The sequence below is a fragment of the Streptomyces sp. CG 926 genome (assembly GCF_003148825.1).
Taxonomy (GTDB): domain Bacteria; phylum Actinomycetota; class Actinomycetes; order Streptomycetales; family Streptomycetaceae; genus Streptomyces.
Genome location: NZ_QGGZ01000005.1, coordinates 33,556 through 56,181, shown reverse-complemented (window position 1 = coordinate 56,181; position 22,626 = coordinate 33,556). Strand labels below are relative to the sequence as shown.

Below are 22,626 nucleotides of genomic sequence, written 5' to 3'. Positions count from 1 at the left end.
CGTTGTCGGTGGGGTCTGCCAGGGTGTGCGCCGTGGACGAACCGGTGGAGCGTGTCGACGAGCAAGATCGTGTGCTGGGGGTGGTGGTCGGCCGCCGGCAGGCCGTCCGGGAGGGTTGGCTGCACCGGGTCGCCGTGACGGTGTGTCGTGACGAGCGCGGACGGATCCTCGTCCACCGGCGGTCGGAGCAGCTGTACCGCTTCCCCGGCCACCACGAGGTCGTGGTCGGTGGCGCCGTGGATGTCGGTGAGTCCTACGAACAGGCCGCCGCCCGGGAGCTGGCCGAAGAGCTGGGCATTCATGTGCTGCCGCGCCTGCTGTTCACGTTCCTCAACCGCAGCGGCTTGAGCCCGCACTGGCTCGGCGTGCACGAAGCCGTGGTGCCGGACACGGTGACCGCCGACCCTGACGAGGTCGCCTGGCACGGATGGCTGACCGAGCCGGAGCTGCGGTCGGCCCTGCTGGAGTGGCGCTTCACCCCCGACAGCCACGAAGCCTTCGGTCGGTACCTCGCGTTCCGGACCGCGCGGCCTTGACGACCGGGGCGGCGCCGTCGGAGCGGGCCCTGTCGGTGCCGATACTCCGTGGCCCCGGTCGCGCCGACACCACAGGATGGGGCGCATGAGTCGACCGCCCGTCCCGCCGGCCCGGCACCAGGTGGAGTTCCGGCACCACCCCCACCCCGGCTTCCCGCACCTCACCGCCTGGGGCGTCCGCGTCGACGGCACCGACCTGCGCGTACTCGTCGCGGAAGCGACGCGCGCGCTCTGGGCTCGGGAACTCGACGAGGACGACGACACCCCGCAGGAACGCGACGAGTTCCTGGTGAACCAGCACGCCCCGCTGCACCTGGACGACGACCCCGACGGTGCCCGGATCCGGGCACACTTCCTGGGCGACGCGCCCCCGTGGCTCCGCGACCACGACACCGGGGCCCTGTGCCTGCTGAGCTGCGCCTGCGGGATCGACGCCTGTTGGCCCCTGCTCGCCACGGTCGACGTCACGGAGAGCGAGGTCACCTGGTCCGGATTCCACCAGATCCACCGGCCGCAGTGGGGCGAGCTGCCCCTGGGCCCGTACGTCTTCTCGCGCCCCGCCTACGAAGAGGCCCTGGCGGCACCGGTGCCGCTCGCCCCGGACCCGCTCGCCCCCGACCCGCTCGCCCCCTAGGGGGCCGCGAGCCGTACCTCCGGCAGGTAGTGGCCGGTCGGCGACGCGGCCCGCGGCAAGGTCACGCCGGGGTACGGACCCGGCCCGAGGGCCTCCAGCACCTCGGCGGCCGGGTACCCGAACAGGTCGACGTCGCGCAGGACCACCGGGACGGCGGCCGGCCCGGTCGGCTCCGACCCGTACCGGCGAAGGTGGACGGCCGCGAGACCGTGCCGGTCGTGGCCGGCGCGGCCTAGGCGGTCCGGGCAGTCACCGTAGGCCAGCAGATCCAGGCCCTCGTAGCGGGCGGTGAAGGCCCAGCCCGTCCCGCACACCCACGTCCCCCGCACGTCCGCCACGGTCGCGACGGCCCACCGGGCCTCCCGCTCGGACCCGCCGAACCGCAGGACGCCGGCGCCCCGCGGCAGGGCCAGACCCGTACCCGGCAGCACCTCGAACGCCATGTCGTCAGGCCGTGCCGATGACCACCGTCGCGTACAGCTCCTGCGAGGTCACCGCCCGGACGGCGAGGCCCGCCGAGGTCAGGGCCGAGGCCGTCGACGGGGACTGGCGGGCGCTCGTCTCGATCAGCAGGTGCCCGCCCGGCGCCAGCCAGGGCAGCGCGCCCGCCGCCACCCGGCGGTGGATGTCCAGGCCGTCGGCCCCGCCGTCCAGCGAGACGAGCGGCTCGTGGTCCCGCGCCTCCGACGGCATGAGGACGATCTCCTCCGTCGGCACGTACGGGGCGTTGACCACCAGCACGTCCACCCGGCCGCGCAACGAGGACGGAAGGGCCGCGTACAGGTCGCCCTCCCACACCCGACCGCCGTACGGGGCCACGTTGCGCCGCGCGTACACCAGCGCCGCCGGGTCGATGTCGGCCGCGTGCAGCTCGGCGCCGCCCGGCAGTCCCGCGGCCACCGCCGCGCCCAGGGCGCCGACCCCGCAGCACAGGTCCAGCACCACCGCGCCGGGCCGGGCCAGTGCCACCGCCTCCCGCACCAGGAACTCGGTGCGCCGGCGCGGTACGAAGGCGCCCGCGCCGACCTCCATGCGCAGTCCGCAGAACTCCGCCCAGCCGACGACGTGTTCCAACGGTTCGCCGCCCACCCGGCGGGCAAGCAGCTCCGCCAGGTGGTCCGCGTCGGTGGCCGCCCCGGTCAGGAGTTCCGCCTCCTCCTCCGCGAAGACGCAGCCCGCCGCGCGCAGCGATTCCACAAGTGACATCAAGAGTTCGGTCCTCGGTACTCGGTACTCGGTCATCGGCACGGGGTCATCAGCACGGGGTATCGGCACGGGGTCAGAAGATGTCTGGGCACCACGGGCTGCGCGCGGTACGGAACATCGCGTCGGCCAGCGCGGCCGCCCCCGGACGTTCCTCCGCCACCCGTCCCAGCGCGGCCAACCGCACCGCGGAGGCGCCGCCCAGGTACAGGGAGCCCAGTTCGGCCACGCCCAGCCGCAGCTCCGGGGCCTCCTCGGTCCGCTCGCACACGCCGGTGCCCGCGTCCAGCCGGTAGCGGCCGGCCGCCGGGCCCGTCCCGTCCGTGACCTCCAGGACGAGCACCCCGGGCACCTCGTACGTCCGCGCGCCCAGCGCTCGTACGACGTCGAGCACCCGCACCCACAGGAAGTCCGCGGCCGTGACGACCCGGGCCGCACGCGGGTCGGGCAGCAGGTCGGGGACGAGGGCGTCGGGGGCCCGGTAGCCGGTGCGGACCTTCAACACCCAGTCGATCGAGCACAGGAACTGCCACAACGCCCGTTCCGCCTGCGGGGTGACGGCCAACAGGTCCCTGACCTGCACGCTGCTCTGCGGGATCTTCGCGTCCGTCCAATGGTCGTCTGCGCTGTAGACGGCCAGGCTGGCCACCTCGCCCTCCGGCGTCCGGTACACGGCGTAGAACTTGTCCCGGAAGGCCCGGTACGACCACTCCTCCACGCCGGTCGTCATGTTCCACCAGCGGTCGTCCCGGTTCACCGCGCCCGGCGTGCGTGCCCGCAGCCGCTCGTGCAGCTCGGGCCCCACCCGCCGCAGCTCCTCGACGTCCACCAGGTCGATCCGGCCGCCGTCCACCGGCGCCGACAGCCGCCGGTCCAGCCCGGTGCGCGCGACGTCGATCTCCCACTCCACGAGGGAGGTTGCCGGCCCGAACCCGTACCGCCCGTAGATCTGGTACTCGGCGGCGACCAGCGTCATCAGCGCGTCGCCGCGCGCCTCGGCCGCGGCGAACTCGGCGGCCATCATCCGGGTCAGCAGACCCTGGCGGCGGTGGGTGGGCAGCACGCCCACGTTGGAGATCGCGGTGGAGCGGACCGCCGCACCGCCGGGCACGGTCAACTCCTGTGGGAAGGACCGCAGGGTCGCCACGCAGCGACCGGTGTCCGGGTCGAACGCCCCGTGCGTCCGCGAGAAGTCGGTGTACTTGGCGCGCAGGGCTATGTCGGCCTCGGTCACCCGGGAGGCGGTCAGGAAACCGGTGTGCACACTGCGCACCCAGTCGGGGAGCTCGGATTCGGCGATCGGCCGGACGTCAGCACTCATAGCCGCCCACGCTAATCCGCCGACGGCGGCCGGTCGCCCGAATTTCTACGCCAGCAGGTCGTCCACCTGCGCCTCGCCCTCCCGGTACCGCCGGGTGATCTCGGCGCTGCAGTCGTCCACCGTGCGCTGGAGCTGCTGCCGACGCCGCGAGACCTGCTGCTCGTAACGCACCAACCGCCCCATCCCGTCGTGCAGTTCGTCGTCCGTACGGGCACCCAGGTCCGAGAGCTCCACATCGGACAGCATCTCCGCGGCCAGCACCCGGTACTCCTCGCTGTACGGGGTGCCGAGCGTGACGTGCCGGGCCGAGGCACTGCGGCTGGAGGGGGCGTCGGCCAGGATCACCGAGAGCCGGTCCACCACCGGCGCCTCGGGGTCCGTGCGCCGGGCCAGCTCGGCCCGCAGGATGTCGATGCGGCCCTGGAGCAGTCTGCGTACGTAGCTCAGATCGGCCTCGTCGCGCTGCGCGTCACGGCGCAGCGCGCGCAGCTCCGGCAGTCCGAGCGCGGTGGTCGGGGTCGGCGGCCCCTGCGTCTCGGCCGTGCGCTGCGCGGGCGGTCGTACCGCGGCAGCCGCGACGGAAGCGGGTGACGCAGGTACGGAGGTACCAGGAGTATTCATGCGTTCGGGTCCGTCCCCTCGACCGGTGCGGCGCACCCGCACCGCCTGGTTGCATCGTGCCACTCCCCGTGGCCCCCACGCAGTCCCACTCCACCCGATCGGCCCCGGACGGGTGCAAGCCTGGTACACAGGTGGTATGCGAGCAGTGGTGCAGAGGGTGGACGGCGCACGCGTCGACGTGGGCGGCGAGACCGTGGGCGAGATCGTCGGCGAGGGACTGTGCGTGCTGGTGGGGGTGACGCACGACGACACCCCGGAGAAGGCGGCGCTCCTGGCCCGCAAACTGTGGTCCGTACGGATCCTGGAGGGCGAGAAGTCCTGCAGCGACAACGGCGCACCGCTGCTGGTGATCTCCCAGTTCACGCTCTACGGCGACGCGCGCAAGGGCCGCCGGCCCACCTGGAACGCGGCGGCGCCCGGCCCGGTGGCCGAGCCGCTGGTCGACGAGGTCGTGGCGCAGCTGCGCGCGCTGGGCGCGACGGTGGAGACGGGCCGGTTCGGCGCGGACATGCGGGTCTCGCTGACCAACCACGGCCCGTTCACCATCGTCATCGACATCTGACCACGACGGTCAGGGCGCTACGACGACCTCCTGCGCGGCGGCCGTCTTGCCGGCCAGCAGCGGCGCGTCGACCGGGACGTTCCGCTTGACCAGCGCGAGCGCGATCGGGCCCAGCTCGTGGTGGCGGACGGCCGTGGTCACAAAGCCCAGCTGACGTCCCTCCTCCCCGTCCGAGGCGAGCCGCACCGGCGTGCCGTGCGCCGGGAGCAGCACCTCCGAGCCGTCCAGGTGCAGGAAGACCAGGCGGCGCGGGGGCTTCCCCAGGTTGTGGACACGGGCGACCGTCTCCTGACCGCGGTAGCAGCCCTTCTGCAGGTGCACGGCGGTGCCGATCCAGCCCAGCTCGTGCGGAATGGTGCGGTGGTCGGTCTCCAGGCCGAGCCGCGGCCGGTGCGCCTCGACGCGCAGGGCCTCGTACGCGAGCAGGCCCGCGGCCGGGCCGTGCGCGGCGGCGAAGGACTCCAGCTCGGCGCGGGGCAGGAAGACGTCCCGGCCGTACGCGGTCTCCCGGACGACGTGCTCCTTGTCGCCGGGAACCTCGGCGATGGAGCCGGCCGGGAGGTGCACGACCGCGAACTCCTCGGTGCGGTCCGTGACTTCGACGCGGTAGAAGAACTTCATCGACTCCAGGTAGGCGATCAGCTCGCCCTGGGTGCCCGGCTCCACGTGCGCCCACGTGGTCTCGCCGTCGTCGACGAGGTAGAGCGCGTGCTCGATGTGCCCGTTGGCGGAGAGGATCAGCGCCTCGGTGGCCTGCCCGGCCGGCAGCTCGGTGAGGTGCTGGGTGAGCAGGAGGTGCAGCCAGCTCAGGCGCTCCGGCCCGCTGACGCTGACGACTCCGCGGTGCGAGAGGTCGACGAAGCCGCGCCCCTGCGTGAGGGCGCGCTGTTCGCCGTACAGCTCGCCGTAGTGGGCGGCGACGCCCTCGTCACGGCCTTCGGCCGGTACGGCGCCGGGGAGATGGAGCAAGGGGCTGCTGGTCATGGGACCAAGCGTACGACCCTGCTACGCCTGCGCGGCACGCTGCTTCGCGGCGCACTTGCGGCACAGACCGAAGATCGCGAAGTGCTTCATGTCGGTCTCGAAACCGAAGGTGGTGCGGAGCTTCGCCGTGAACTCGGCGGCGATGTCCACGTCCGCCTCGATGACCTCGGCGCAGTCACGGCAGACCAGGTGGATGTGGTGGTGCCGGTCGGCGAGGTGGTAGGTCGGGGCCCCGTGCCCGAGGTGGGCGTGCGAGACCAGCTTGAGCTCCTCCAGGAGCTCCAGGGTGCGGTAGACGGTGGAGATGTTGACCCCGGAGGCGGTCTTGCGCACCTCGACGAGGATCTCGTCCGGGGTGGCGTGCTCCAGGGCGTCGACCGCCTCCAGCACGAGCTGGCGCTGCGGTGTCAGCCGGTATCCGCGCTGCCGCAGGTCGCTCTTCCAGTCAGAGCTCTCGGTGTCCACGCTGCTCCCCACCCGGCCAGTGTATGTGCGCGAAGGGGACCGCGGGCGGTTCCGCGGCCCCCTTTCGACCTCTGGACTCAGCGGAAGAAGGCGATGCCGTCGTCCGGCATGTCCGGGAGGTTGCGCGCCATCTCGGCGACCTCCTCGGGCGTGACGACCTTCTTCAGCTGGGCCGACATGTACGGACGCAGCTCGACATCCGGCGTGGCCTTCTCGCCGACCCACATGAGGTCGCTCTTCACGTAGCCGTAGAGCCGCTTGCCGCCGCTGTACGGGCCGGAGGCCGCGGTACGGGCGACCGCGTCCGTGGCCAGGTCGATCTGGGGCTTCTGGTCGGCGAGCTCGCCGTACCAGACCTCGACGACGCCCTGGTCGCGGACCATGACGATCTCGACCTTGCGGTTCTTGTCGATGCGCCAGTAGCCCGACTCGGACTCCAGCGGCCGCACCTTGTTGCCCTCGGCGTCGAGGACCCAGGTGTGGGAGGTGTACTCCAGGAAGTCCCGGCCGTCGTGGCTGAAGACGACCTCCTGGCCGAAGTTGCACTTCTCCTCACCGGGGAAGTCGAAAACTCCCGCACCCTCCCAGTTGCCGAGGAGGAAGGCGAGGGGGACGAGGCCCGGGTTCAGGTCGGACGGGATCTGGATCATGAATGGCTGCTCAGGCGATCTGTGGGAGGGGTTCCGGGGCGGTCTGCTGGGCGGATGCTCAGCGCTGACCCTGGTACAGCTTCTTGACGGCCAGGCCGGTGAAAGCCAGGACGCCGACGCAGACCAGGACCAGCAGGGAGGTGAAGACTGCCTCAAGCACGGGGTGCTCCTCGGAATTCGTTCGGGGGTACGGGCCGGTTCCCAAGCGTACTGGGCCGGGGCCGGGCGCACCGTGCGAGGTGGCCCGTAGCCCCGGGCCGGGCCCGCGCCCGGCCCGGTGGTCAGCTCAGCAGCTGGCTCTGCAGGATCACGGTCTGGTGGAACGGAACGGGGGCCACCTCGCCCTTGCGGGTCTGGATGACCATGCCGAGGACGTCACCCGTCCGGAGGCACCCGATCTTGCTCTGCTCCTCGCCGAGGAGGGGCTTCACCTCCTGGTACACGCTGAGGTCGGTGCCGTCGAAGTTGGCCGCCCCCGGGAAGTCCAGCGTGGTGCTGTTCATCTGCGTGTTCTTGGCCTTGCTCCAGACGTCGTCCAGGTCCAGGGCGGAGACGCCGTTCAGCTGCGCGTTGGAGTCGCACCCCTTGAACGCGTCCACGAAGCCGGACGAGTGGAAGCGCAGCAGGTACACGTGGGTGCGCGTGCCGTCCGCCGTCGTCCAGCCCCGACCGACGATCTGCCGCAGCCCGTCCCATTCGAGGGACTGCTTCAGCTTCTCGCGGGACTCGGGCGTGTACTCCTCCAGGAAGGTGTCGGGCGACACCTTCCCGTCCTTGTCCGCCTTGACCGCGTCGTCGACCTCGGAGCCCACGGGAGCGGGCAGCAGCAGGCCGGTGAGCTGCGCGTAGTGCGTCCCGTCCTTGTTGTCCGGACCCTGGGGCACCGGGGCGCCGGCGGGCAGCGCGGGCTGCGACAGCGTCGGGAACGTCCAGCGGCCGTCGTCCTCGGTGGACAGGCCCGGGAGGTCGGTGCGGTCGGGCTGCGTGATCCCGTACGCGACTCCCGCGCCGACGGTGGCGAAGACCACGACGGCGGCGGTCCAGCGCAGGGCGGCGAAGAGCTTGCGCCGGTCCTTGGGCGGAGCCGGCACGGCCGCGGGGACCTCGGACGGCACCGCGGCCTCGGCGGTCTGAGCGGCGGCTTCGGGGACCTCGGCCTTCTCGGTGAGCACCTTGGTGGTCGTCGTGTCGGTGACCGTCGCGGTGGCCTCCGGGGCGGGCTCGGTGGCCTCGTTGGTGGTCTGCTCGCTCACGCGGACTCTCCGGGGGACTTGAGGTGGTCGAGTTGCTGCTTCAGCAGGCTCGCGGCGTCCTTCACCGCGAAGCCCGTGGACCCGTACATCCGGAAGCTCACCAGTACGTCGCCCTCCACGGCCACGCAGTCGAGGACGTCGATCTTCTTCTTGCCGTCCTCTCCTCCGCTGAGCGGGTCCAGCCCGCACTTGGCCTGCGGGTAGCCCTCCACCTGCGGCGCCCCGCCGCCCGCCCCGGTGAGCTCGATGAGCTTCTTCGAGAACTCGGCGAACTTGGCCAGCTGCTGCGGGTCGGCCTGCATGAGCCGGATCTCGGCCACGGCGGAGCCGTGTCCCTCCTGGCGGGCGTAGCTGCGCCCCGCCATGCCCTTGAGCTTCAGGTCCGCGAGCGCCTTGTCCCGCTCGGCGCGCTGACTGCCGGAAAGGCCGGTGCGGCCGTCCTTGAAGGTCTGCAGCGCCTTCTCGCTCGCGAGGTAGTAGTCGTTGCCCTCGGTGTCGAGGTCGGGGCCGAGCCAGTACTCCGTGGGCAGCGGCAGCAGTTTGCCCGTCAGCTCGTTGGGCGGCACGGACGGCACCGAGGGCTGCGTGCCCTTCGTGGTGTAGTCCTCGGCCACCCAGTACCGCGTCGACGCGGTCCGGTCGGCGCCCGCCAGCGCGGACGCACCCGCCAGGCAGGCACCCGCCAGCACGACGACGCCGACGGCCGCCGACACCCACTTCAGCGTCCTGCGGTTCGCCGCGGGCGCGGGCGCCGGCGCGGCGGCGACCGTGGGCTCCTGCACCGGCTCGGTCGGCACCGCGTCGGCGGTGGTCATGTCCTGCTGCTCGCTCACAGCCGCTCCATCTGTCGCTGGGCCAGCTCGACCAGGGCCTTCTCGTCGATGTCGCCGCGGTTGTTCGTCCACTCGACGAGCATCACGATGTCGCCGCGGCGGACCAGGACGCGGCCCTGGCGCACCGGGTGGTAGCCGGGCTTCTCGCTCAGCTCGGAGATCCACATGTGGCCGAAGTCCCCGGGCACGCCGGCGAAGTCCTTGCCGTTGTTGCCCGCGTAGTTCTTCTCGGGCATGTACTGCACGACGCCCGAGTAGTAGTCGTCGGCCCCGAGCCGGTCGCGGTACCGGATCAGGGTGATCTCGACGAAGTCCCGGTCGTTCTTGGACCACCGGGCGGACGCGATGCTCTTGGCATGTCGGCCGATCGGGCCGAGGCCGTCGGCGGGGTCGACGAAGTAGTCCGCGGAGAACGCGTCGGGGGCGACCGCACCCGAGACGCTGTTCTGGGTGCCGCCCGGCACCTCGACGAGCTTCTTGGCCAGGTCCTCGTCCGCCTTGTGCCAGCGGTTGGCGTTGATCGAGCGGTGGGTCGTCGTCTCGTTCATCGCCTGCGGCTTCGGCGCGGCCATCGTCTGCTGGGCCAGCGGCGGCAGCGGCGTGGGCTCGCGGTCGTACTGGATCGCGTAGCCGGTGATCGTCCCGGCGAGGACGCCGAGCGCGGCCGCGCCCGCGATCAGAAGAGCCGTGCGCCCCACCCGGCGGCGCGGGACCGAAGTGTCCGGCTCCGGTGCACTCTCCCCCTCTTTCCGCTGCTCCGGGATGGTCTGTTCGTGTTCCAAAAGGGTCCCCCACAGGACTGCAGGCACGAGCTGGTTACCCGCGCGTACCCATGACCCGCATAGGAGGGGGGCAGTTGTACGAACCTGGATCACATTCTCGTCTCACGAGGTTTCAATCCTCGTGACGCCGCTTTCCGTCCAGTTCGTCCCACCACTCGTCGGACTTCGGATCGCCCGAGGGGTCGTCCCACCAGCGGTCGTCCGGCCCGCGCCGGTTGGCGACCATCGCGGCGACCGGCGGGATGACCATCGCGACCACGCACATGGCCACGGCGGCCTCCACCGAGAACAGGCGCACGAAGGCCCAGGCGGAGACGAACAGGAACAGGCATCCGCCCATGAGCAAGAAGTAGACGCGTCGGCGCCGGGCGTACATGCCTCCAGCGTAGATCCGGCGCCCCCGCGCGCAAGGGTGCGGGCGGGGGCGGCCGGGGTCGGGCGGACGCGGACGGCACGAAGGGCCGCACCCCGTTCCAGTGGCGTCCAACCCCCGGGGGTGCGGCCCTTCGGCCGTTCGATCAGGCGATCACATGTGCGGTGCTCAGACCGCGATCGCCACGTCCGTCACGCCGCCGGCCTCGGCGACGACCACGGCGCGGTCGGCCTGGGCACCCGGGACGAGCGCCCGCAGGGTCCAGGAGCCGGTGGCGGCGTAGAAGCGGAACTGGCCGGTCGCCGAGGTCGGGACCTCCGCGGTGAACTCGCCGGTCGAGTCCAGCAGGCGGACGTAGCCGGACACCGGCTCGCCGTCCTTGGTGATCTGACCCTGGATGGCGGTCTCACCGGGCTTCAGCGTCGCGAGGTCGGGCCCGCCGATCTGTGCTCCACACATGTTCTCTGTCCTGTCCTGGAGAGGTGGTACTACGAAGGGCGTCGCGTGCCCGGTCGTGCGTCTGGTTACTTGTTGGGGCCGAGCTCGATCGGCACACCGACGAGCGAGCCGTACTCGGTCCACGAACCGTCGTAGTTCTTGACGTTCTCCTGGCCCAGGAGCTCGTGCAGCACGAACCACGTGAGCGCGGAGCGCTCACCGATGCGGCAGTAGGCGATGGTGTCCTTCGCCAGGTCGACCTGCTCCGCCTGGTACAGGGCGGTCAGTTCGTCGTCCGACTTGAAGGTGCCGTCGTCGTTGGCGTTCTTCGACCACGGGATGTTGCGGGCGCTCGGCACGTGGCCGGGGCGCTGCGACTGCTCCTGCGGGAGGTGCGCCGGGGCGAGCAGCTTGCCGGAGAACTCGTCGGGCGAACGCACGTCGACCAGGTTCAGGGAGCCGATCGCGGCCACGACGTCGTCGCGGAAGGCACGGATGGAGGTGTCCTGGGCCTTGGCCTTGTACGCGGTGGCCGGGCGGTTCGGGACGTCCTTGCCGTCGACCAGGTCGCGGGAGTCGAGCTCCCACTTCTTGCGGCCGCCGTCGAGGAGCTTCACGTCCTGGTGACCGTAGAGCTTGAAGTACCAGTAGGCGTAGGACGCGAACCAGTTGTTGTTGCCGCCGTAGAGGACGACGGTGTCGTCGTTGGAGATGCCCTTGGCGGAGAGGAGCTTCTCGAAGCCCTCCTGGTCCACGAAGTCGCGGCGGACCGGGTCCTGGAGGTCGGTCTTCCAGTCGATCCGGACCGCGTTGGTGATGTGGTTCTTGTCGTAAGCGGACGTGTCCTCGTCCACCTCGACGATCACGACGTTCGCGTCGTTCAGGTGGGCCTCGACCCAGTCGGCGTCTACGAGGACGTCGCTGCGGCTCATGGTGTTCTCCTCCGGGGCAGTGTGCGGCGGGGCGGTGCGGGTGACGCGTGTGCTGCGTGCCTACGGGTGCGCTCGAGGTCCTGCGCGGGGAGGCGTCAGGGGTTCAGGAGGCTGGTGCGGTCACGCGGGAAGGGCCGTGGGGCCGTCGTCCGGTCGATGGAGCGATGCGCTCACAGTTCACATGGATCGACAGAGCATGGCGGCGACGCGACACAGGTCTACTGCCCGTCGCTTCGTGAGGTCCGCCTGCTGATGCTTCATAGCCATGGATCGTAGGGACGAATCAGCCGCCCTGTCACCGGCGTGTCATATATCGAGACAGGATCGTCCGAATACTGGGATCCGAGGGCCCTGGACGGCCGCCGCGCCGCCCCGGGGACCTGCCGTGCGGCCCGTCCTTCTACGGATCGGACCGCCCTGTCTCACGATCCGGCCACCACCACGTTCGAACCGCCGAGCACGAGGTGCACACCGGTCTCGTCCGAGGTCAGGGACGAGAGCTGGAGCCCGGCCGGCATGCCGCTGTCGAGATTGCGGTCGAAGTCGGTCTTCTTGCGGATCAGCTTCTCGACCCCGGGAACACCGGCGCCCGGCACCTCGTCGGCGCGGACCCGGACGATCTTGCCGCCCTTGCCGCCGGGCGCGTCCTCCAGGGTGACGGTCGACACCACGCTGTGCGTCAGGGTCTTGCCGAGGACGTCCACCGCCGCGGTGACCTTCACCTTGCCCGGCGCCCCGCCGTAGGAGAGGGTCGCGCCGGTCTGCGAGGCCGCCGTCAGGTCGGCGTACGTGATGAGCGCGCTGCCCTCGGCCCGCTCGGCGGTGCCACCGCTGTAGTCACCGTTCAGCTTCACCCCGTGGAAGCTCGCGTTCAGCTCCGACAGCCGCGTCTTGCGGTCCTCGGCGGTGACCTCGACGCCCCGCAGCTTCAGGTCGACCTGATCGAGGTCCCGGCTGAGCACCTGCGTCAGGAAGGGGAAGCCGTGGACCTCCACCTCCGAGGAACCGGCCAGGCCCTGCCGCGCCTGTATTCGGTCGGCCAGCCGGTTCTCGACATAACTCGCGGCCCAGCGGTCCACGCCCACGAACAGGCCCCCCAGAACCACTGCGATGATCACAAAGACGCGCAGGAAACGCACGTTCCCTCCCCCTACTAATCGGTACGTGCGCCCTAGTTGACCATGCCCGCCGTCAGGCAGGGATCAGCCCACCACCCGGCCGATCAGGTACACGGCGGGGGCGGCCGCCGCGAGCGGCAGGGCCACCCCGGCCGTCATGTGCACGAACTTCGACGGGTAGTCGTACGCCGCCACGCGCAGGCCGACCAGCGCGCACACCCCGGCGACGAGGCCGATCAGCGCCCCGCCCGTACCGACCGAGGTCAGCCCGCCGACCGCGATGCCCGCTCCGGCGGCCGCGGCCAGCGAGACGCCGACCGAGGGGGCGGTGGGCAGCGGCAGGGCGCGGGCGAAGACCGCGACCGCGACGGCCGCGGCGCCGACCGTGGCGGCGGCGGAATCGGCCGCGAGATAGCCGGCGCAGATGATGGCGAGGGCGGCCGAGGCCACCGAGGCCATCAGGCCGTACATCCGCTCGTCGGGATCGGCGTGGCTGCGCAACTGCAGGACGAGCGTGAGCAGCACCCAGGCGCCCAGGGTCCCGACGATCGCGCCGGGCCCGTACGAGGGGTCGACGGCGAGCACGGCCACGTCGGCGGCGACGGCTCCGGCGAAGGCGAGGGCGATGCCCTGGCGGGCGGGCCACATGCCGTTGAGGCGGAACCAGCCGGCCGCCGTGAGGCCCTGCAGGGCGATCAGCGGCAGGAGCAGGACGTACTGCCCGACGGCGGCGGCCACGGCGAGCAGCAGCCCGAGGACGGCGGTCAGTATGGCGGACTGCGGTCCGGGGTCGATGATCGGCGACCGGCCCTCGGCGCGCGCCTGGGCGGGGTCGACGGCGCGCAAGGTGTTGCCGGCGAGGGTGGGCGGCGACCAGGAGGTGATCTCCTGCGGCTCACCCGGAACCTCGGCCGCGTCCTCGCCCGGGGCGGCGGCGGCCGACTGCGGCGGGAGGTAGGCGGTCTGCTCGGCGGCGGGCGCGTCCACCACCGGCGGCAGGTAGGCCGTCTCCTCGACCGGCGGCGACTGCTGGAGCTGCCGCTGGTCGTGCTCGGGACCCGGGTACGGCGGCAGGTAGGCCGTCTCGGCGCCCTGCGGCCAGTCCTGCACGGGAGCCGGGGCGGGAGCCGGAGCCTGGACCTCGTCCCGGAACCAGCCCTCCGGAGCCACCTGCTGCTGGGGCTGGAGCTGCTGCCGGTCGTGCTCGGGACCCGGGTACGGCGGCAGGTAGGCCGTCTCGGCGCCCTGCGGCCAGTCCTGCACGGGAGCCGGGGACGGAGCCGAAGCCTGGGCCTCGTCGCGGTACCAGCTCTGCGGAGCCACCTGCTGCTGGTACGGGTCCGGGATCGGTGCCGGGGCCGGGTAGCCGCCGTCCGGCCAGGGGCCGGGGGCGGCGGGGGTCGCCGGATCCGCCTGGGCCTGGGCCTCGTCGCGGAACCAGCCCTCGGGCGCCACCGGCTGCCCGGGCACCGCGCCCAGCGGCGGATGCACCGGTTGGTAGCTGGTGTCCCAGGTGTCGGACTGCCAGGTCTGGGTCCCGTACGGGTCCTCCGGCTGCTGCTGCTGCTGGTGCTGCTGCTGCTGCGCGTACTGCCGGCGCTGCTGTTCCTCAGGGGTACTCATCGGCTCCCGCTCACCCGCCCGCGAACGGCGGGAGCACCTCGACGGTGCCCCCCTCGGTCAGCGGGACGGAATCATGCGGGCGCTTGCCCACAGGCTCATCGTTCACGAGGAAGGAGCAGCGCAGCAGGACCCGGGTCAGCTCCCCGGGGTGGCGCTCCCGCACGGCGTCGAGCGCCTCGGCGAGTGTGCCCGCCGAGTACGGCTCCTCCGCCGTCTTGGCCGCGGCCTTGGCCGCCGCCCAGTAGCGGATGGTTCCGGTTGCCACTGCAGCTCCTCTCGTCGGCTCTCTACCGTCGGCCTCCATGATGGCCCCTCCCACCGCCGACCCCGGCGTGCCCCGACGCGCCGGGTGTGCGCCCGGGCGGCCCCGGGTGCCCGGGCGCACCGCTCGGCGGGCCCCCGAACCGGTGAAACCTGGGAATACGCAGGGCCGAAGCGTGGCATGAACCACAGAAGTGGAAGCGGAAGAGGCCTCGGCCACGCATCGACGGGTGGGCTATTCTGCTTGGCGAGAGGATCCGGGCAACGTTGCCCCCGGGTCCTTTTGTGCTTTCAGCACGTTGAACGAACCGAGAACAGTGGCATCCATGCGGACCCCAGGGCGCGGGGCCGCGGGGACGCCGGGCAAGACGTACGAAGCAGTACCGCGCATGTCCTCGACGGGACCGAGGAGGAACCGACGTGATGGACCAGCGAACCGTGCACCATCGTCCGACCCGGGCGGGTGGTCGGTCGTGAGCTCACTCCTGCTGCTCACCAACGCCCTGCAGCCGTCCTCCGAGGTGCTGCCCGCCCTCGGCCTGCTGCTGCACAACGTCCGGGTCGCCCCGGCCGAGGGCCCCGCCCTGGTGGACACCCCGGGAGCCGATGTCATCCTCGTGGACGGCCGCCGCGACCTGCCGCAGGTGCGGTCGCTGTGCCAGCTGCTCCGCTCCACCGGACCCGGCTGTCCGCTGATCCTGGTCGTCACCGAGGGCGGCCTGGCGGCCGTCACCGCCGACTGGGGCATCGACGACGTCCTGCTGGACACCGCGGGCCCGGCCGAGGTCGAGGCGCGGCTGCGGCTGGCCACCGGCCGCCAGCAGCTGGGCTCGGACGACTCCCCGATGGAGATCCGCAACGGCGACCTGTCGGTGGACGAGGCCACGTACTCCGCCAAGCTCAAGGGGCGCGTGCTCGACCTCACCTTCAAGGAGTTCGAGCTGCTCAAGTACCTCGCCCAGCACCCGGGCCGGGTCTTCACCCGCGCCCAGCTGCTGCAGGAGGTCTGGGGCTACGACTACTTCGGCGGCACCCGGACCGTCGACGTGCACGTACGGCGGCTGCGCGCCAAGCTCGGCCCCGAGCACGAGTCCCTGATCGGCACGGTCCGCAACGTCGGCTACCGCTTCGTCACGCCGGAGAAGGTCGAGCGGGCGGCGGAGGCCGCGGCCAAGGCGGCGGCCGAGGCCAAGGCCCGGACCGCCGCGCAGACGACCGCGCAGACGACCGCGCGGACGGCTCCGGCCGTCACCCGATCGGCCGAAGACGCTGTGAGCATCCACTCGGCCGGACGCCCTGCCCAGAGGTAGGTCACCCCGCGTAGACTGCCGCGCGTGGCCAAGGTGACGCGGGATGACGTTGCACGACTTGCGGGTACGTCTACCGCCGTCGTGAGCTACGTCATCAACAACGGACCCCGGCCGGTCGCCCCGGCCACGCGCGAGCGTGTCCTCGCCGCGATCAAGGATCTGGGCTACCGCCCGGACCGGGTCGCCCAGGCGATGGCCTCGCGACGCACCGACCTCATAGGCATGATCGTCCCGGACGCCCGGCAGCCGTTCTTCGCGGAGATGGCGCACGCGGTCGAACAGGCCGCCGCCGAGCGCGGAAAGATGGTGCTGGTCGGCAACTCCGACTACCGCACCGAGCGCGAGGTCCACTACCTGCGGGCCTTCCTCGGGATGCGGGTCTCCGGCCTGATCCTGGTCAGCCAGGGCATGAGCGAGCAGGCCGCCAGCGAGATCGAGGCCTGGGACGCTCGCGTGGTCCTCCTGCACGAGCGCCCGGAGGCGATGGACGACGTCGCGGTCGTCACGGACGACATCGGCGGCGCCCAGCTCGCCACCCGCCACCTGTTGGAGCACGGGCACGAGTACGTGGCCTGTATCGGCGGCATCGAGAACACCCCCTCCGTCGGCGACCCGGTCGCGGACCACGTCGAGGGCTGGCGGCGCGCCATGCAGGAAGCCGGCCGCTCGGTGGAGGGCCGGCTCATCGAGGCCCCGTACAACCGCTACGACGCGTACACGGTCGCCCTGGAGGTCCTGGCGCGGCCCGATCGGCCGACGGCCATCTTCTGCGCCACGGACGACCAGGCCATCGGTGTGCTGCGCGCCGCGCGCGAGCTGCGCATCGACGTGCCCGGGGAACTGGCCGTCGCGGGCTTCGACGACGTCAAGGAAGCCGCCCTCACCGACCCGCCGCTGACCACGATCGCCTCGGACCGCCCGGCGATGGCCCGGGCGGCCGTGGACCTGGTCCTGGACGACGGCCTGCGCGTGGCCGGCTCCCGACGGGAACGGCTGAAGCAGTTCCCGTCGGCGCTGGTGGTCCGCCGCTCCTGCGGCTGCCGCTGAGCTCAGGTCACGCGTCGAGCGTGCACGGCATCAACAGGGAGAAGGCGTCCTCGGTGTCGGGGCGCAGGAGCACCAGCGGGGCCTTGGGACCCACGTACTCCAGCACCATGCCGTCCTCCCCGCCGGCGAGCGCGTCGAGGAGGAAGGCGGGGTCGACCCCCACCCGGTCCCCGGTGCCGGGCTCGTCGACCTCGTCGACCTCGTCGGCGACGGTCACGGTGTCGGTCAGGACCAGGGCGCACCGTTCGCCGTCCTGCCCGGCGAGGGCCTTCCGCAGGGCCGGCACGTCCAGCGGGATACGGCGGCCCTCGGGGAGCCGCGTCAGGCGGCGGTAGTCGGGGAACTCCTCGCCCAGGGCCCGCCCGGCGACCCGGCGGCCCTGCGTCTCCACCTCGATCGCGTCCCCGTCCACGGTGAGCAGCGCCGGAGAGTCGTCGGTCAGCAGGGCCCGCATGGCGTCCACGAGCGGGGCGGGCACGGTCAGCTGGATCCGCCCGCCGCCGTGGCCGGTGGTGGTGGCGCGGGCCACGGCCATCCGGTAGCGGTCGGTGGCCACGAGGTGCAGGTCCGCCTCCTCCACGTCGAAGAGGATCCCGCCGAGCACCGGCAGCTCGGGGTCGGTCCCGACGGCGAAGCGTACGGAGTCCAGCGCGGCCGCGAACTCGTCGGCGGGCACGGTCAGCCGGGTCGTGCGGGCAGCGGTGGTGGTGGTCATGGTGCTCTCCTTGGGTCCGAGTCGGGCGCGTACCGCGGAGAGCGCGCCGCGCGCGTCGGCGAGCTCGCGTTCGAGCCGGCGCAGGTGCCCGTCGAGCAGCCGGGGCACCAGGCCGGTGTCCCCGCCGGACCAGGCCGCCAGGACCAGCCGGACGTCCGCGAGCGGCATCCCCGCCTGCCGGAGCCGGGCCAGCAGCCGGGCCTCGTCGAGCTGTTCGGGCGTGTACCAGCGGTATCCGGTCGCCGGATCCACCCGGGCGGGCGGCAGGACGCCCGCCCGGTCGTAGAAGCGCAACGCGCTCACGCCCAGCCCGCTGTCGCGGCCCATCTCGCCAATGCTGTGCATCTCGCTCTCCACACCCGTGACTGTGGGACCTCCACCAGGTCGAGGGTCAAGGCGGCCGGTTCTCATGTCGCTCGTACGCGGTTCTGTCGGGCTTCTCAGGCCTGACTCAGGAAGCTCTCATGATCGGGGGTCAGAGTCTGTGTCATGACCGACAGCTTCCGCCGCGAAGGCGAGTACCCGCAGGAGAACAGCCCGGCCCAGCACGCGCCGTTCGGCGAGGACTGGCAGCGCGGGCGCGACCGGCTCGCGCAGGAGGCCGGAGCCGGACCCGGAGCGGCGGCCTACCCGCCGCCGCCCTCGTACCCGCCGAACGCGCCCGGTTGGCACGAGGCGCACCGGCCGCAGGTCATCCAGGGCGAGACGGTCCCGCCGGGCGCGGGCGGCGCCGGCGCGGGCGGCGGGTACGAGAGCGGCGCGTACGAAGGCGGCGGCTACGAAGGCGGCGGCCCGCACCGGCCCGCCCACGCGGCCGCCCCCGCACCCCGCGCCAAGCGGCCCGTCGCCCTGCTGGCCGCCGTGGCACTCGCCGCGGCCCTGGTCGGCGGCGGCACGGCGGCCGCCGTCGAGCAGCTGATGGACCGGCAGGCCGGCACCACCGGCGGCGTCGACGGCACCACCGTCTCGCAGTCCAGCTCCGGCACCGTCGCCGGAGTCGCCGAGCAGGTCAGCCCCTCGGTCGTCCGCATCGATGTCCGTACCGGCTCCGGCCAGGGCACGGGCTCCGGCATCGTCCTCACCGCCGACGGCGAGATCGTCACCAACAACCACGTGGTGAGCGGCGCCGCCGAGGTCCAGGTGACGATGAGCGACGGCAAGAAGTACCCCGCCAAGATCGTGGGCACCGACCCCGCCAAGGACCTGGCCCTGATCAAGCTCCAGGGCGCCTCGGGACTGAAGCCCGCCACGCTCGGCGACTCCGGCGGCGTCAAGGTCGGCGACCAGGTCGTCGCCATCGGCTCCCCCGACGGTCTCACCGGCACCGTCACCAGCGGCATCGTCTCCGCGCTGAACCGCGAGGTGAAGGTGCCGAAGTCCGAGCAGCAGTCCCCGCAGAGCCGGCAGCAGGGCGAGGACAGCTGGCCGTTCTCCTTCGGCGGCCGCCAGTTCAACGGGAACACCGGCTCCGACACCACCTCGTACAAGGCCCTCCAGACGGACGCCTCCCTGAACCCCGGCAACTCCGGCGGCGCCCTCGTCGACATGAGCGGCCGGATCGTGGGCATGCCCTCCGCGATCTACTCCCCCGCCTCCGGCAACTCCGCCGCCGGCAGCGTCGGCCTCGGCTTCGCCATCCCGGTCGACACGATCAAGGCCGACCTGGACTCCCTGCGCAAGGGCGGCCCCGGCGGCGCGGGCTCCTCCGACACGGACTCCGGCTCCGGCTCCGCCGCCGACGGCTTCGGCACCAGCTTCTGACCCACCCGTGCGAGGCTGGAGGCGCCGTCCCGTGCCGCACCTCACGGCCGACCACCACCTCCGGGAGACCCATCCATGAACCCCGCCGAAGGCGAAGCGCGGATCCTCGTCGTCGACGACGAACCGGCCGTACGCGAGGCCCTGCGCCGCAGTCTCGCCTTCGAGGGGTACGCCGTGCAGACGGCCGTCGACGGGCTCGACGCCCTCGACAAGGCGGCCTCGTACGCCCCCGACCTGATCGTCCTGGACATCCAGATGCCCCGGATGGACGGGCTGACGGCCGCCCGCCGGCTGCGGGCCTCCGGCAGCGTCACACCGATCCTGATGCTCACCGCCCGCGACACCGTCGGCGACCGCGTCACCGGCCTCGACGCGGGCGCCGACGACTACCTCGTCAAGCCGTTCGAACTCGACGAGCTCTTCGCCCGGGTCCGCGCCCTGCTGCGCCGCAGCTCCTACGCGACCCCGCAGGCCCCCGGCGAGAGCCACGAGGACGCCCTGACCTTCGGTGACCTGCGCATGGACCTCGCCACCCGCGAGGTCACCCGGGCCGGGCGGCCGGTGGAGCTGACCCGGACCGAGTTCACCCTGCTGGAGATGTTCCTCGCGCACCCCCGCCAGGTCCTGACCCGCGAGCAGATCCTCAAGACCGTCTGGGGCTTCGACTTCGAGCCCAGCTCCAACTCCCTGGACGTGTACGTGATGTACCTGCGCCGCAAGACCGAGGCCGGCGGCGAGCCGCGCCTGGTCCACACCGTGCGCGGGGTCGGCTACGCCCTGCGCGCCGGCGAGAGCGGGCCCGAGTGAGCCCGACGGCCAGATTCCGCGCCCTGCCGCTGCGCTCCCGCCTCGCGCTGCTGGTCACGGTGGCGGTGGCGCTCGCCGTCGCGGGCGTGGCGGCGGTGTCCTGGGTGATGGTCCGCACCCAACTGAGCGAACAGTTGGACAGCTCGCTGCGCGCCACCGACGCCGCGGCCCAGGCCAACCAGGTCTACGCCAAGCTGCGCTGCGTCCCCGGCCCGCCCCTGCCGGACCAGGCCGCCAACAACCTCAGCGCCCAGGTGCAGATCGTGCTGCAGGACGGCGGCCACTGCTGGGTCGACGGCAACAACACCCTGAAGGTCACCGCGATCGACCTGGAGGTCGCCCAGCGGCGCCGGGGCCCCGTGCTCTACGACGCGACCACCTCCAACGGCATCCCCGTCCGCGTCTACACGCAGCCCGCCCTCGTGGGCAGCCAGCCCGCCGCGCTGTCCGTGGCCAAGCCGCTCGCCGACATCGACAAGCCCCTGTCCACCCTGGCCTGGGTGCTGCTCCTGGTCTGCGGCGTCGGGGTCGTCGGCGCGGGTGCCGCCGGTCTGTGGGTGGCCCGTGCGGGACTGCAGCCGGTCGACGAACTGACCGACGCCGTCGAACACATCGCCCGGACCGAGGACCTGACCGTACGGATCCCCGACGAGGGGGACGACGAGATCGCCCGCCTGTCGCGGTCCTTCAACTCGATGACGGCCGCCCTCGCCTCCTCCCAGGAGCGGCAGGCACAACTGATCGCGGACGCCGGGCACGAGCTGCGCACCCCGCTGACCTCGTTGCGCACCAACATCGAGCTGCTCGCCCGCAGCGAGGAGACCGGCCGAGCCATCCCGCCCGACGACCGGCGGGAGTTGCTGGCCTCGGTCAAGGCGCAGATGACGGAGCTGGCCTCGCTGATCGGCGACCTGCAGGAGCTGTCCCGGCCGGACGCGACCTCCCCCGGCCCGCTCGGGGTGGTGGCCCTGCACGAGATCACCGGGGCGGCGCTGTCCCGGGCCCGGCTGCGCGGTCCGGAGCTCCGTTTCGACTCGGACCTGCGGCCCTGGTACGTCCGGGGCGAGGCGGCGGCGCTGGAGCGGGCGGTGGTCAACCTCCTGGACAACGCGGTGAAGTTCAGCCCGCCGGGCGGCACCGTCGAGGTGTCGCTGCGGGCGGGTCAGCTGACCGTCCGGGACCACGGACCGGGCATCCCCGACGAGGACCTGCCGTACGTCTTCGAGCGGTTCTGGCGCTCCCCCTCGGCCCGCGCCCTGCCCGGCAGCGGACTGGGCCTGTCGATCGTGGCCCGTACGGCGGCGCGTGCGGGCGGGAGCGCCGAACTGCGGGCGGCGGCCGACGGGGGCCCGGGCACGGAGGCGGTGCTCCGCATCCCGGGGGCGCCTACGCCGCCGCCGTCCGATCCGTCAGTTGTGCCGGATCAGTGAGGTGACCAGGCCGGAGCGGGTGCCCGGGAAGTCCATCGGGACGATGCCGAGCCCGGTCCGGCCGGCCAGCTCCCCGCCGTCGACGAAGCCGTGGACCTGCGGGTTCAGGCGGTCGGAGTTCCAGCGCGGCGGCATGTACGCCGCGGTGCTGACGTAGTTCACGAAGAGCTTGCCGGGCTGCTGGACGGCCTTGCGGAAGTGGTTCTCGATCCGGCCGCGCTTGGCGAAGGGCTCGGTGTTGTAGTCGTCCTGGATGTCGAAGACGTTGCCGTCGCCGTAGCGCAGGCCCGGCAGGCCGCCGTTGTCGGCGAGCAGGACCACCTTGCCGCGGGCCTGTCCCAGGGTGGGCAGGGAGTCGGCGATCCGGAACAGGGGCCGCCAGCCGCGGTTGTCCAGGTAGTCGTCGAAGACGGCGCGGAAGGTGGCGTCGCTCTCCCCGGAGTACTCCTGCTTGACCCGCATCAGGACGGTCTCGGAGGGGTGCGCGGCGAGGAAGTTCCAGCAGGCGACGAGGACGTCCCCGAACATCAGGTCCTGGAAGAAGGCCGCGTGGTGGATGGCGAAGGAGCCGCCCGTGACGCGGCAGCGGACGTCGAGGAAGCGGATCCCGGAGTCGAGCTGCTGGGCGATCGAGGTGTTCTGGCAGGCGACGTAGAGGCCGCCCTTGGTGGCGCCGGAGTCGTGGGTGCCGGGGATGGTCATGCGCTGGAGGGCGGTGGAGTCGCCGAGGCCGGCCATCCAGTCCTGGGTGCCGAGGGCCGACGCGGCGGCCGGTGCGGACGCGGCTCCCAGTCCGGCGACCGCTCCCACGGCCAGCGCTCCGGCCAGGAACGCCCTGCGGCGCATCCCCGTGCCCGGGCTCGTTCCCGTTCCCGTGCCTGTCCCCGTGGTCCTGCCCGTGCTCGTGACCGTACCCATGCCCGCCCCTTCGCCGACCCGGTGTTGGCCGGATTATGGCGTGCACACG

Annotated in this window: 27 protein-coding genes; 8 read left to right on the top strand and 19 right to left on the bottom strand. The window is 72.3% G+C overall.

Going from position 1 to position 22,626, the window contains the following annotated elements:
* Positions 1 to 32: 32 nt before the first annotated feature.
* Together BCL76_RS14890 and BCL76_RS14885 are read left to right on the top strand one after the other, a co-directional pair.
* Positions 33 to 536, top strand: coding sequence for an NUDIX domain-containing protein (locus tag BCL76_RS14890; RefSeq protein ID WP_375137919.1), 504 nt, complete (start codon positions 33 to 35; stop codon positions 534 to 536).
* Between the two features lie 85 nt (positions 537 to 621).
* Entirely contained in the window at positions 622 to 1,170 is a 549-nt protein-coding gene (locus BCL76_RS14885) for a hypothetical protein (RefSeq protein WP_258309676.1), read from the top strand.
* On the opposite strand, the gene BCL76_RS14880 is transcribed toward BCL76_RS14885, so the two are convergent.
* From BCL76_RS14880 to BCL76_RS14865, 4 genes are all read right to left on the bottom strand, one after another.
* The gene (locus tag BCL76_RS14880) at positions 1,167 to 1,613 is read right to left on the bottom strand and encodes a hypothetical protein (protein ID WP_109779991.1); all 447 of its coding nucleotides are present in this window, start codon (positions 1,611 to 1,613) and stop codon (positions 1,167 to 1,169) included. The two genes, BCL76_RS14885 and BCL76_RS14880, sit on opposite strands and share 4 nt — an antisense overlap.
* A gap of 4 nt (positions 1,614 to 1,617) precedes the next feature.
* On the bottom strand, positions 1,618 to 2,376 hold the full coding sequence (locus tag BCL76_RS14875; RefSeq protein WP_109780304.1) for a putative protein N(5)-glutamine methyltransferase: 759 nt from the start codon (positions 2,374 to 2,376) through the stop codon (positions 1,618 to 1,620).
* A 73-nt stretch (positions 2,377 to 2,449) separates the two neighbouring features.
* Complete coding sequence (locus BCL76_RS14870; RefSeq protein WP_109779990.1) at positions 2,450 to 3,694, bottom strand: GNAT family N-acetyltransferase; 1,245 nt, start codon at positions 3,692 to 3,694, stop codon at positions 2,450 to 2,452.
* A 45-nt stretch (positions 3,695 to 3,739) separates the two neighbouring features.
* Positions 3,740 to 4,315, bottom strand: coding sequence for an RsiG family protein (locus tag BCL76_RS14865; RefSeq protein ID WP_109779989.1), 576 nt, complete (start codon positions 4,313 to 4,315; stop codon positions 3,740 to 3,742).
* A 136-nt stretch (positions 4,316 to 4,451) separates the two neighbouring features.
* Here BCL76_RS14865 and dtd point away from each other — a divergent pair, with 136 nt between their 5' ends.
* On the top strand, positions 4,452 to 4,877 hold the full coding sequence (gene dtd / locus BCL76_RS14860) for a D-aminoacyl-tRNA deacylase (RefSeq protein ID WP_109779988.1): 426 nt from the start codon (positions 4,452 to 4,454) through the stop codon (positions 4,875 to 4,877).
* A gap of 9 nt (positions 4,878 to 4,886) precedes the next feature.
* On the opposite strand, the gene ygfZ is transcribed toward dtd, so the two are convergent.
* From ygfZ to BCL76_RS14800, 13 genes are all read right to left on the bottom strand, one after another.
* Entirely contained in the window at positions 4,887 to 5,861 is a 975-nt protein-coding gene (ygfZ, locus tag BCL76_RS14855) for a CAF17-like 4Fe-4S cluster assembly/insertion protein YgfZ (protein WP_109779987.1), read from the bottom strand.
* 21 nt (positions 5,862 to 5,882) lie between these two features.
* The gene (locus BCL76_RS14850) at positions 5,883 to 6,338 is read right to left on the bottom strand and encodes a Fur family transcriptional regulator (RefSeq protein WP_258309675.1); all 456 of its coding nucleotides are present in this window, start codon (positions 6,336 to 6,338) and stop codon (positions 5,883 to 5,885) included.
* A 65-nt stretch (positions 6,339 to 6,403) separates the two neighbouring features.
* Positions 6,404 to 6,976: an FABP family protein gene (locus BCL76_RS14845; protein ID WP_109779985.1), complete on the bottom strand. Its 573-nt coding sequence runs from the start codon at positions 6,974 to 6,976 to the stop codon at positions 6,404 to 6,406.
* A 281-nt stretch (positions 6,977 to 7,257) separates the two neighbouring features.
* The gene (locus tag BCL76_RS14840) at positions 7,258 to 8,229 is read right to left on the bottom strand and encodes a hypothetical protein (protein WP_258309674.1); all 972 of its coding nucleotides are present in this window, start codon (positions 8,227 to 8,229) and stop codon (positions 7,258 to 7,260) included.
* Positions 8,226 to 9,062: a hypothetical protein gene (locus tag BCL76_RS14835; RefSeq protein WP_258309673.1), complete on the bottom strand. Its 837-nt coding sequence runs from the start codon at positions 9,060 to 9,062 to the stop codon at positions 8,226 to 8,228. Before BCL76_RS14835 ends, BCL76_RS14840 begins: the two co-directional genes overlap by 4 nt.
* Complete coding sequence (locus BCL76_RS14830; protein ID WP_258309672.1) at positions 9,059 to 9,844, bottom strand: hypothetical protein; 786 nt, start codon at positions 9,842 to 9,844, stop codon at positions 9,059 to 9,061. The genes BCL76_RS14835 and BCL76_RS14830 overlap by 4 nt, the downstream gene beginning before the upstream one ends.
* 112 nt (positions 9,845 to 9,956) lie before the next feature.
* On the bottom strand, positions 9,957 to 10,220 hold the full coding sequence (locus BCL76_RS14825) for a DUF3099 domain-containing protein (RefSeq protein ID WP_109779983.1): 264 nt from the start codon (positions 10,218 to 10,220) through the stop codon (positions 9,957 to 9,959).
* A gap of 165 nt (positions 10,221 to 10,385) precedes the next feature.
* Positions 10,386 to 10,676 carry a DUF1416 domain-containing protein gene (locus tag BCL76_RS14820; protein ID WP_030011783.1) on the bottom strand — a complete coding sequence of 97 codons (291 nt, stop codon included), beginning with the start codon at positions 10,674 to 10,676 and terminating at the stop codon, positions 10,386 to 10,388.
* Positions 10,677 to 10,741: 65 nt separating this feature from the next.
* Positions 10,742 to 11,587 (bottom strand): sulfurtransferase, encoded by an 846-nt coding sequence (locus BCL76_RS14815; protein ID WP_030768131.1) that lies wholly within the window; start codon positions 11,585 to 11,587, stop codon positions 10,742 to 10,744.
* A gap of 177 nt (positions 11,588 to 11,764) precedes the next feature.
* The gene (locus BCL76_RS40495) at positions 11,765 to 11,848 is read right to left on the bottom strand and encodes a putative leader peptide (protein WP_350206375.1); all 84 of its coding nucleotides are present in this window, start codon (positions 11,846 to 11,848) and stop codon (positions 11,765 to 11,767) included.
* Between the two features lie 161 nt (positions 11,849 to 12,009).
* A complete protein-coding gene (locus tag BCL76_RS14810; RefSeq protein WP_109779982.1) occupies positions 12,010 to 12,726 on the bottom strand; it encodes an LmeA family phospholipid-binding protein in 717 nt (238 codons plus the stop codon).
* Between the two features lie 63 nt (positions 12,727 to 12,789).
* Positions 12,790 to 14,328 carry a hypothetical protein gene (locus BCL76_RS39765; RefSeq protein WP_258309671.1) on the bottom strand — a complete coding sequence of 513 codons (1,539 nt, stop codon included), beginning with the start codon at positions 14,326 to 14,328 and terminating at the stop codon, positions 12,790 to 12,792.
* Between the two features lie 10 nt (positions 14,329 to 14,338).
* Positions 14,339 to 14,593, bottom strand: coding sequence for a MoaD/ThiS family protein (locus tag BCL76_RS14800; RefSeq protein ID WP_030387258.1), 255 nt, complete (start codon positions 14,591 to 14,593; stop codon positions 14,339 to 14,341).
* Between the two features lie 469 nt (positions 14,594 to 15,062).
* Between BCL76_RS14800 and BCL76_RS14795 the strand changes: the two genes are divergently transcribed.
* Both BCL76_RS14795 and BCL76_RS14790 read left to right on the top strand, forming a co-directional pair.
* Positions 15,063 to 15,899, top strand: coding sequence for a response regulator transcription factor (locus BCL76_RS14795; protein ID WP_109779981.1), 837 nt, complete (start codon positions 15,063 to 15,065; stop codon positions 15,897 to 15,899).
* Positions 15,900 to 15,923: 24 nt separating this feature from the next.
* Positions 15,924 to 16,946 carry a LacI family DNA-binding transcriptional regulator gene (locus tag BCL76_RS14790; RefSeq protein WP_109779980.1) on the top strand — a complete coding sequence of 341 codons (1,023 nt, stop codon included), beginning with the start codon at positions 15,924 to 15,926 and terminating at the stop codon, positions 16,944 to 16,946.
* 7 nt (positions 16,947 to 16,953) lie between these two features.
* On the opposite strand, the gene BCL76_RS14785 is transcribed toward BCL76_RS14790, so the two are convergent.
* The gene (locus BCL76_RS14785) at positions 16,954 to 18,006 is read right to left on the bottom strand and encodes a MerR family transcriptional regulator (RefSeq protein WP_109780301.1); all 1,053 of its coding nucleotides are present in this window, start codon (positions 18,004 to 18,006) and stop codon (positions 16,954 to 16,956) included.
* Positions 18,007 to 18,150: 144 nt separating this feature from the next.
* On the opposite strand from BCL76_RS14785, the gene BCL76_RS14780 reads away from it, so the two are divergent.
* From BCL76_RS14780 to BCL76_RS14770, 3 genes are all read left to right on the top strand, one after another.
* Positions 18,151 to 19,422: a S1C family serine protease gene (locus tag BCL76_RS14780; RefSeq protein WP_109779979.1), complete on the top strand. Its 1,272-nt coding sequence runs from the start codon at positions 18,151 to 18,153 to the stop codon at positions 19,420 to 19,422.
* A gap of 75 nt (positions 19,423 to 19,497) precedes the next feature.
* Positions 19,498 to 20,229: a response regulator transcription factor gene (locus BCL76_RS14775; RefSeq protein WP_109779978.1), complete on the top strand. Its 732-nt coding sequence runs from the start codon at positions 19,498 to 19,500 to the stop codon at positions 20,227 to 20,229.
* On the top strand, positions 20,226 to 21,659 hold the full coding sequence (locus BCL76_RS14770; RefSeq protein ID WP_109779977.1) for a HAMP domain-containing sensor histidine kinase: 1,434 nt from the start codon (positions 20,226 to 20,228) through the stop codon (positions 21,657 to 21,659). Before BCL76_RS14775 ends, BCL76_RS14770 begins: the two co-directional genes overlap by 4 nt.
* Here the strand turns inward: BCL76_RS14770 and BCL76_RS14765 are convergent.
* Positions 21,639 to 22,505, bottom strand: a complete 867-nt coding sequence (locus tag BCL76_RS14765; protein WP_109779976.1) for a phosphatidylinositol-specific phospholipase C — start codon at positions 22,503 to 22,505, stop codon at positions 21,639 to 21,641. The genes BCL76_RS14770 and BCL76_RS14765 overlap by 21 nt on opposite strands.
* Positions 22,506 to 22,626 lie beyond the last annotated feature (121 nt).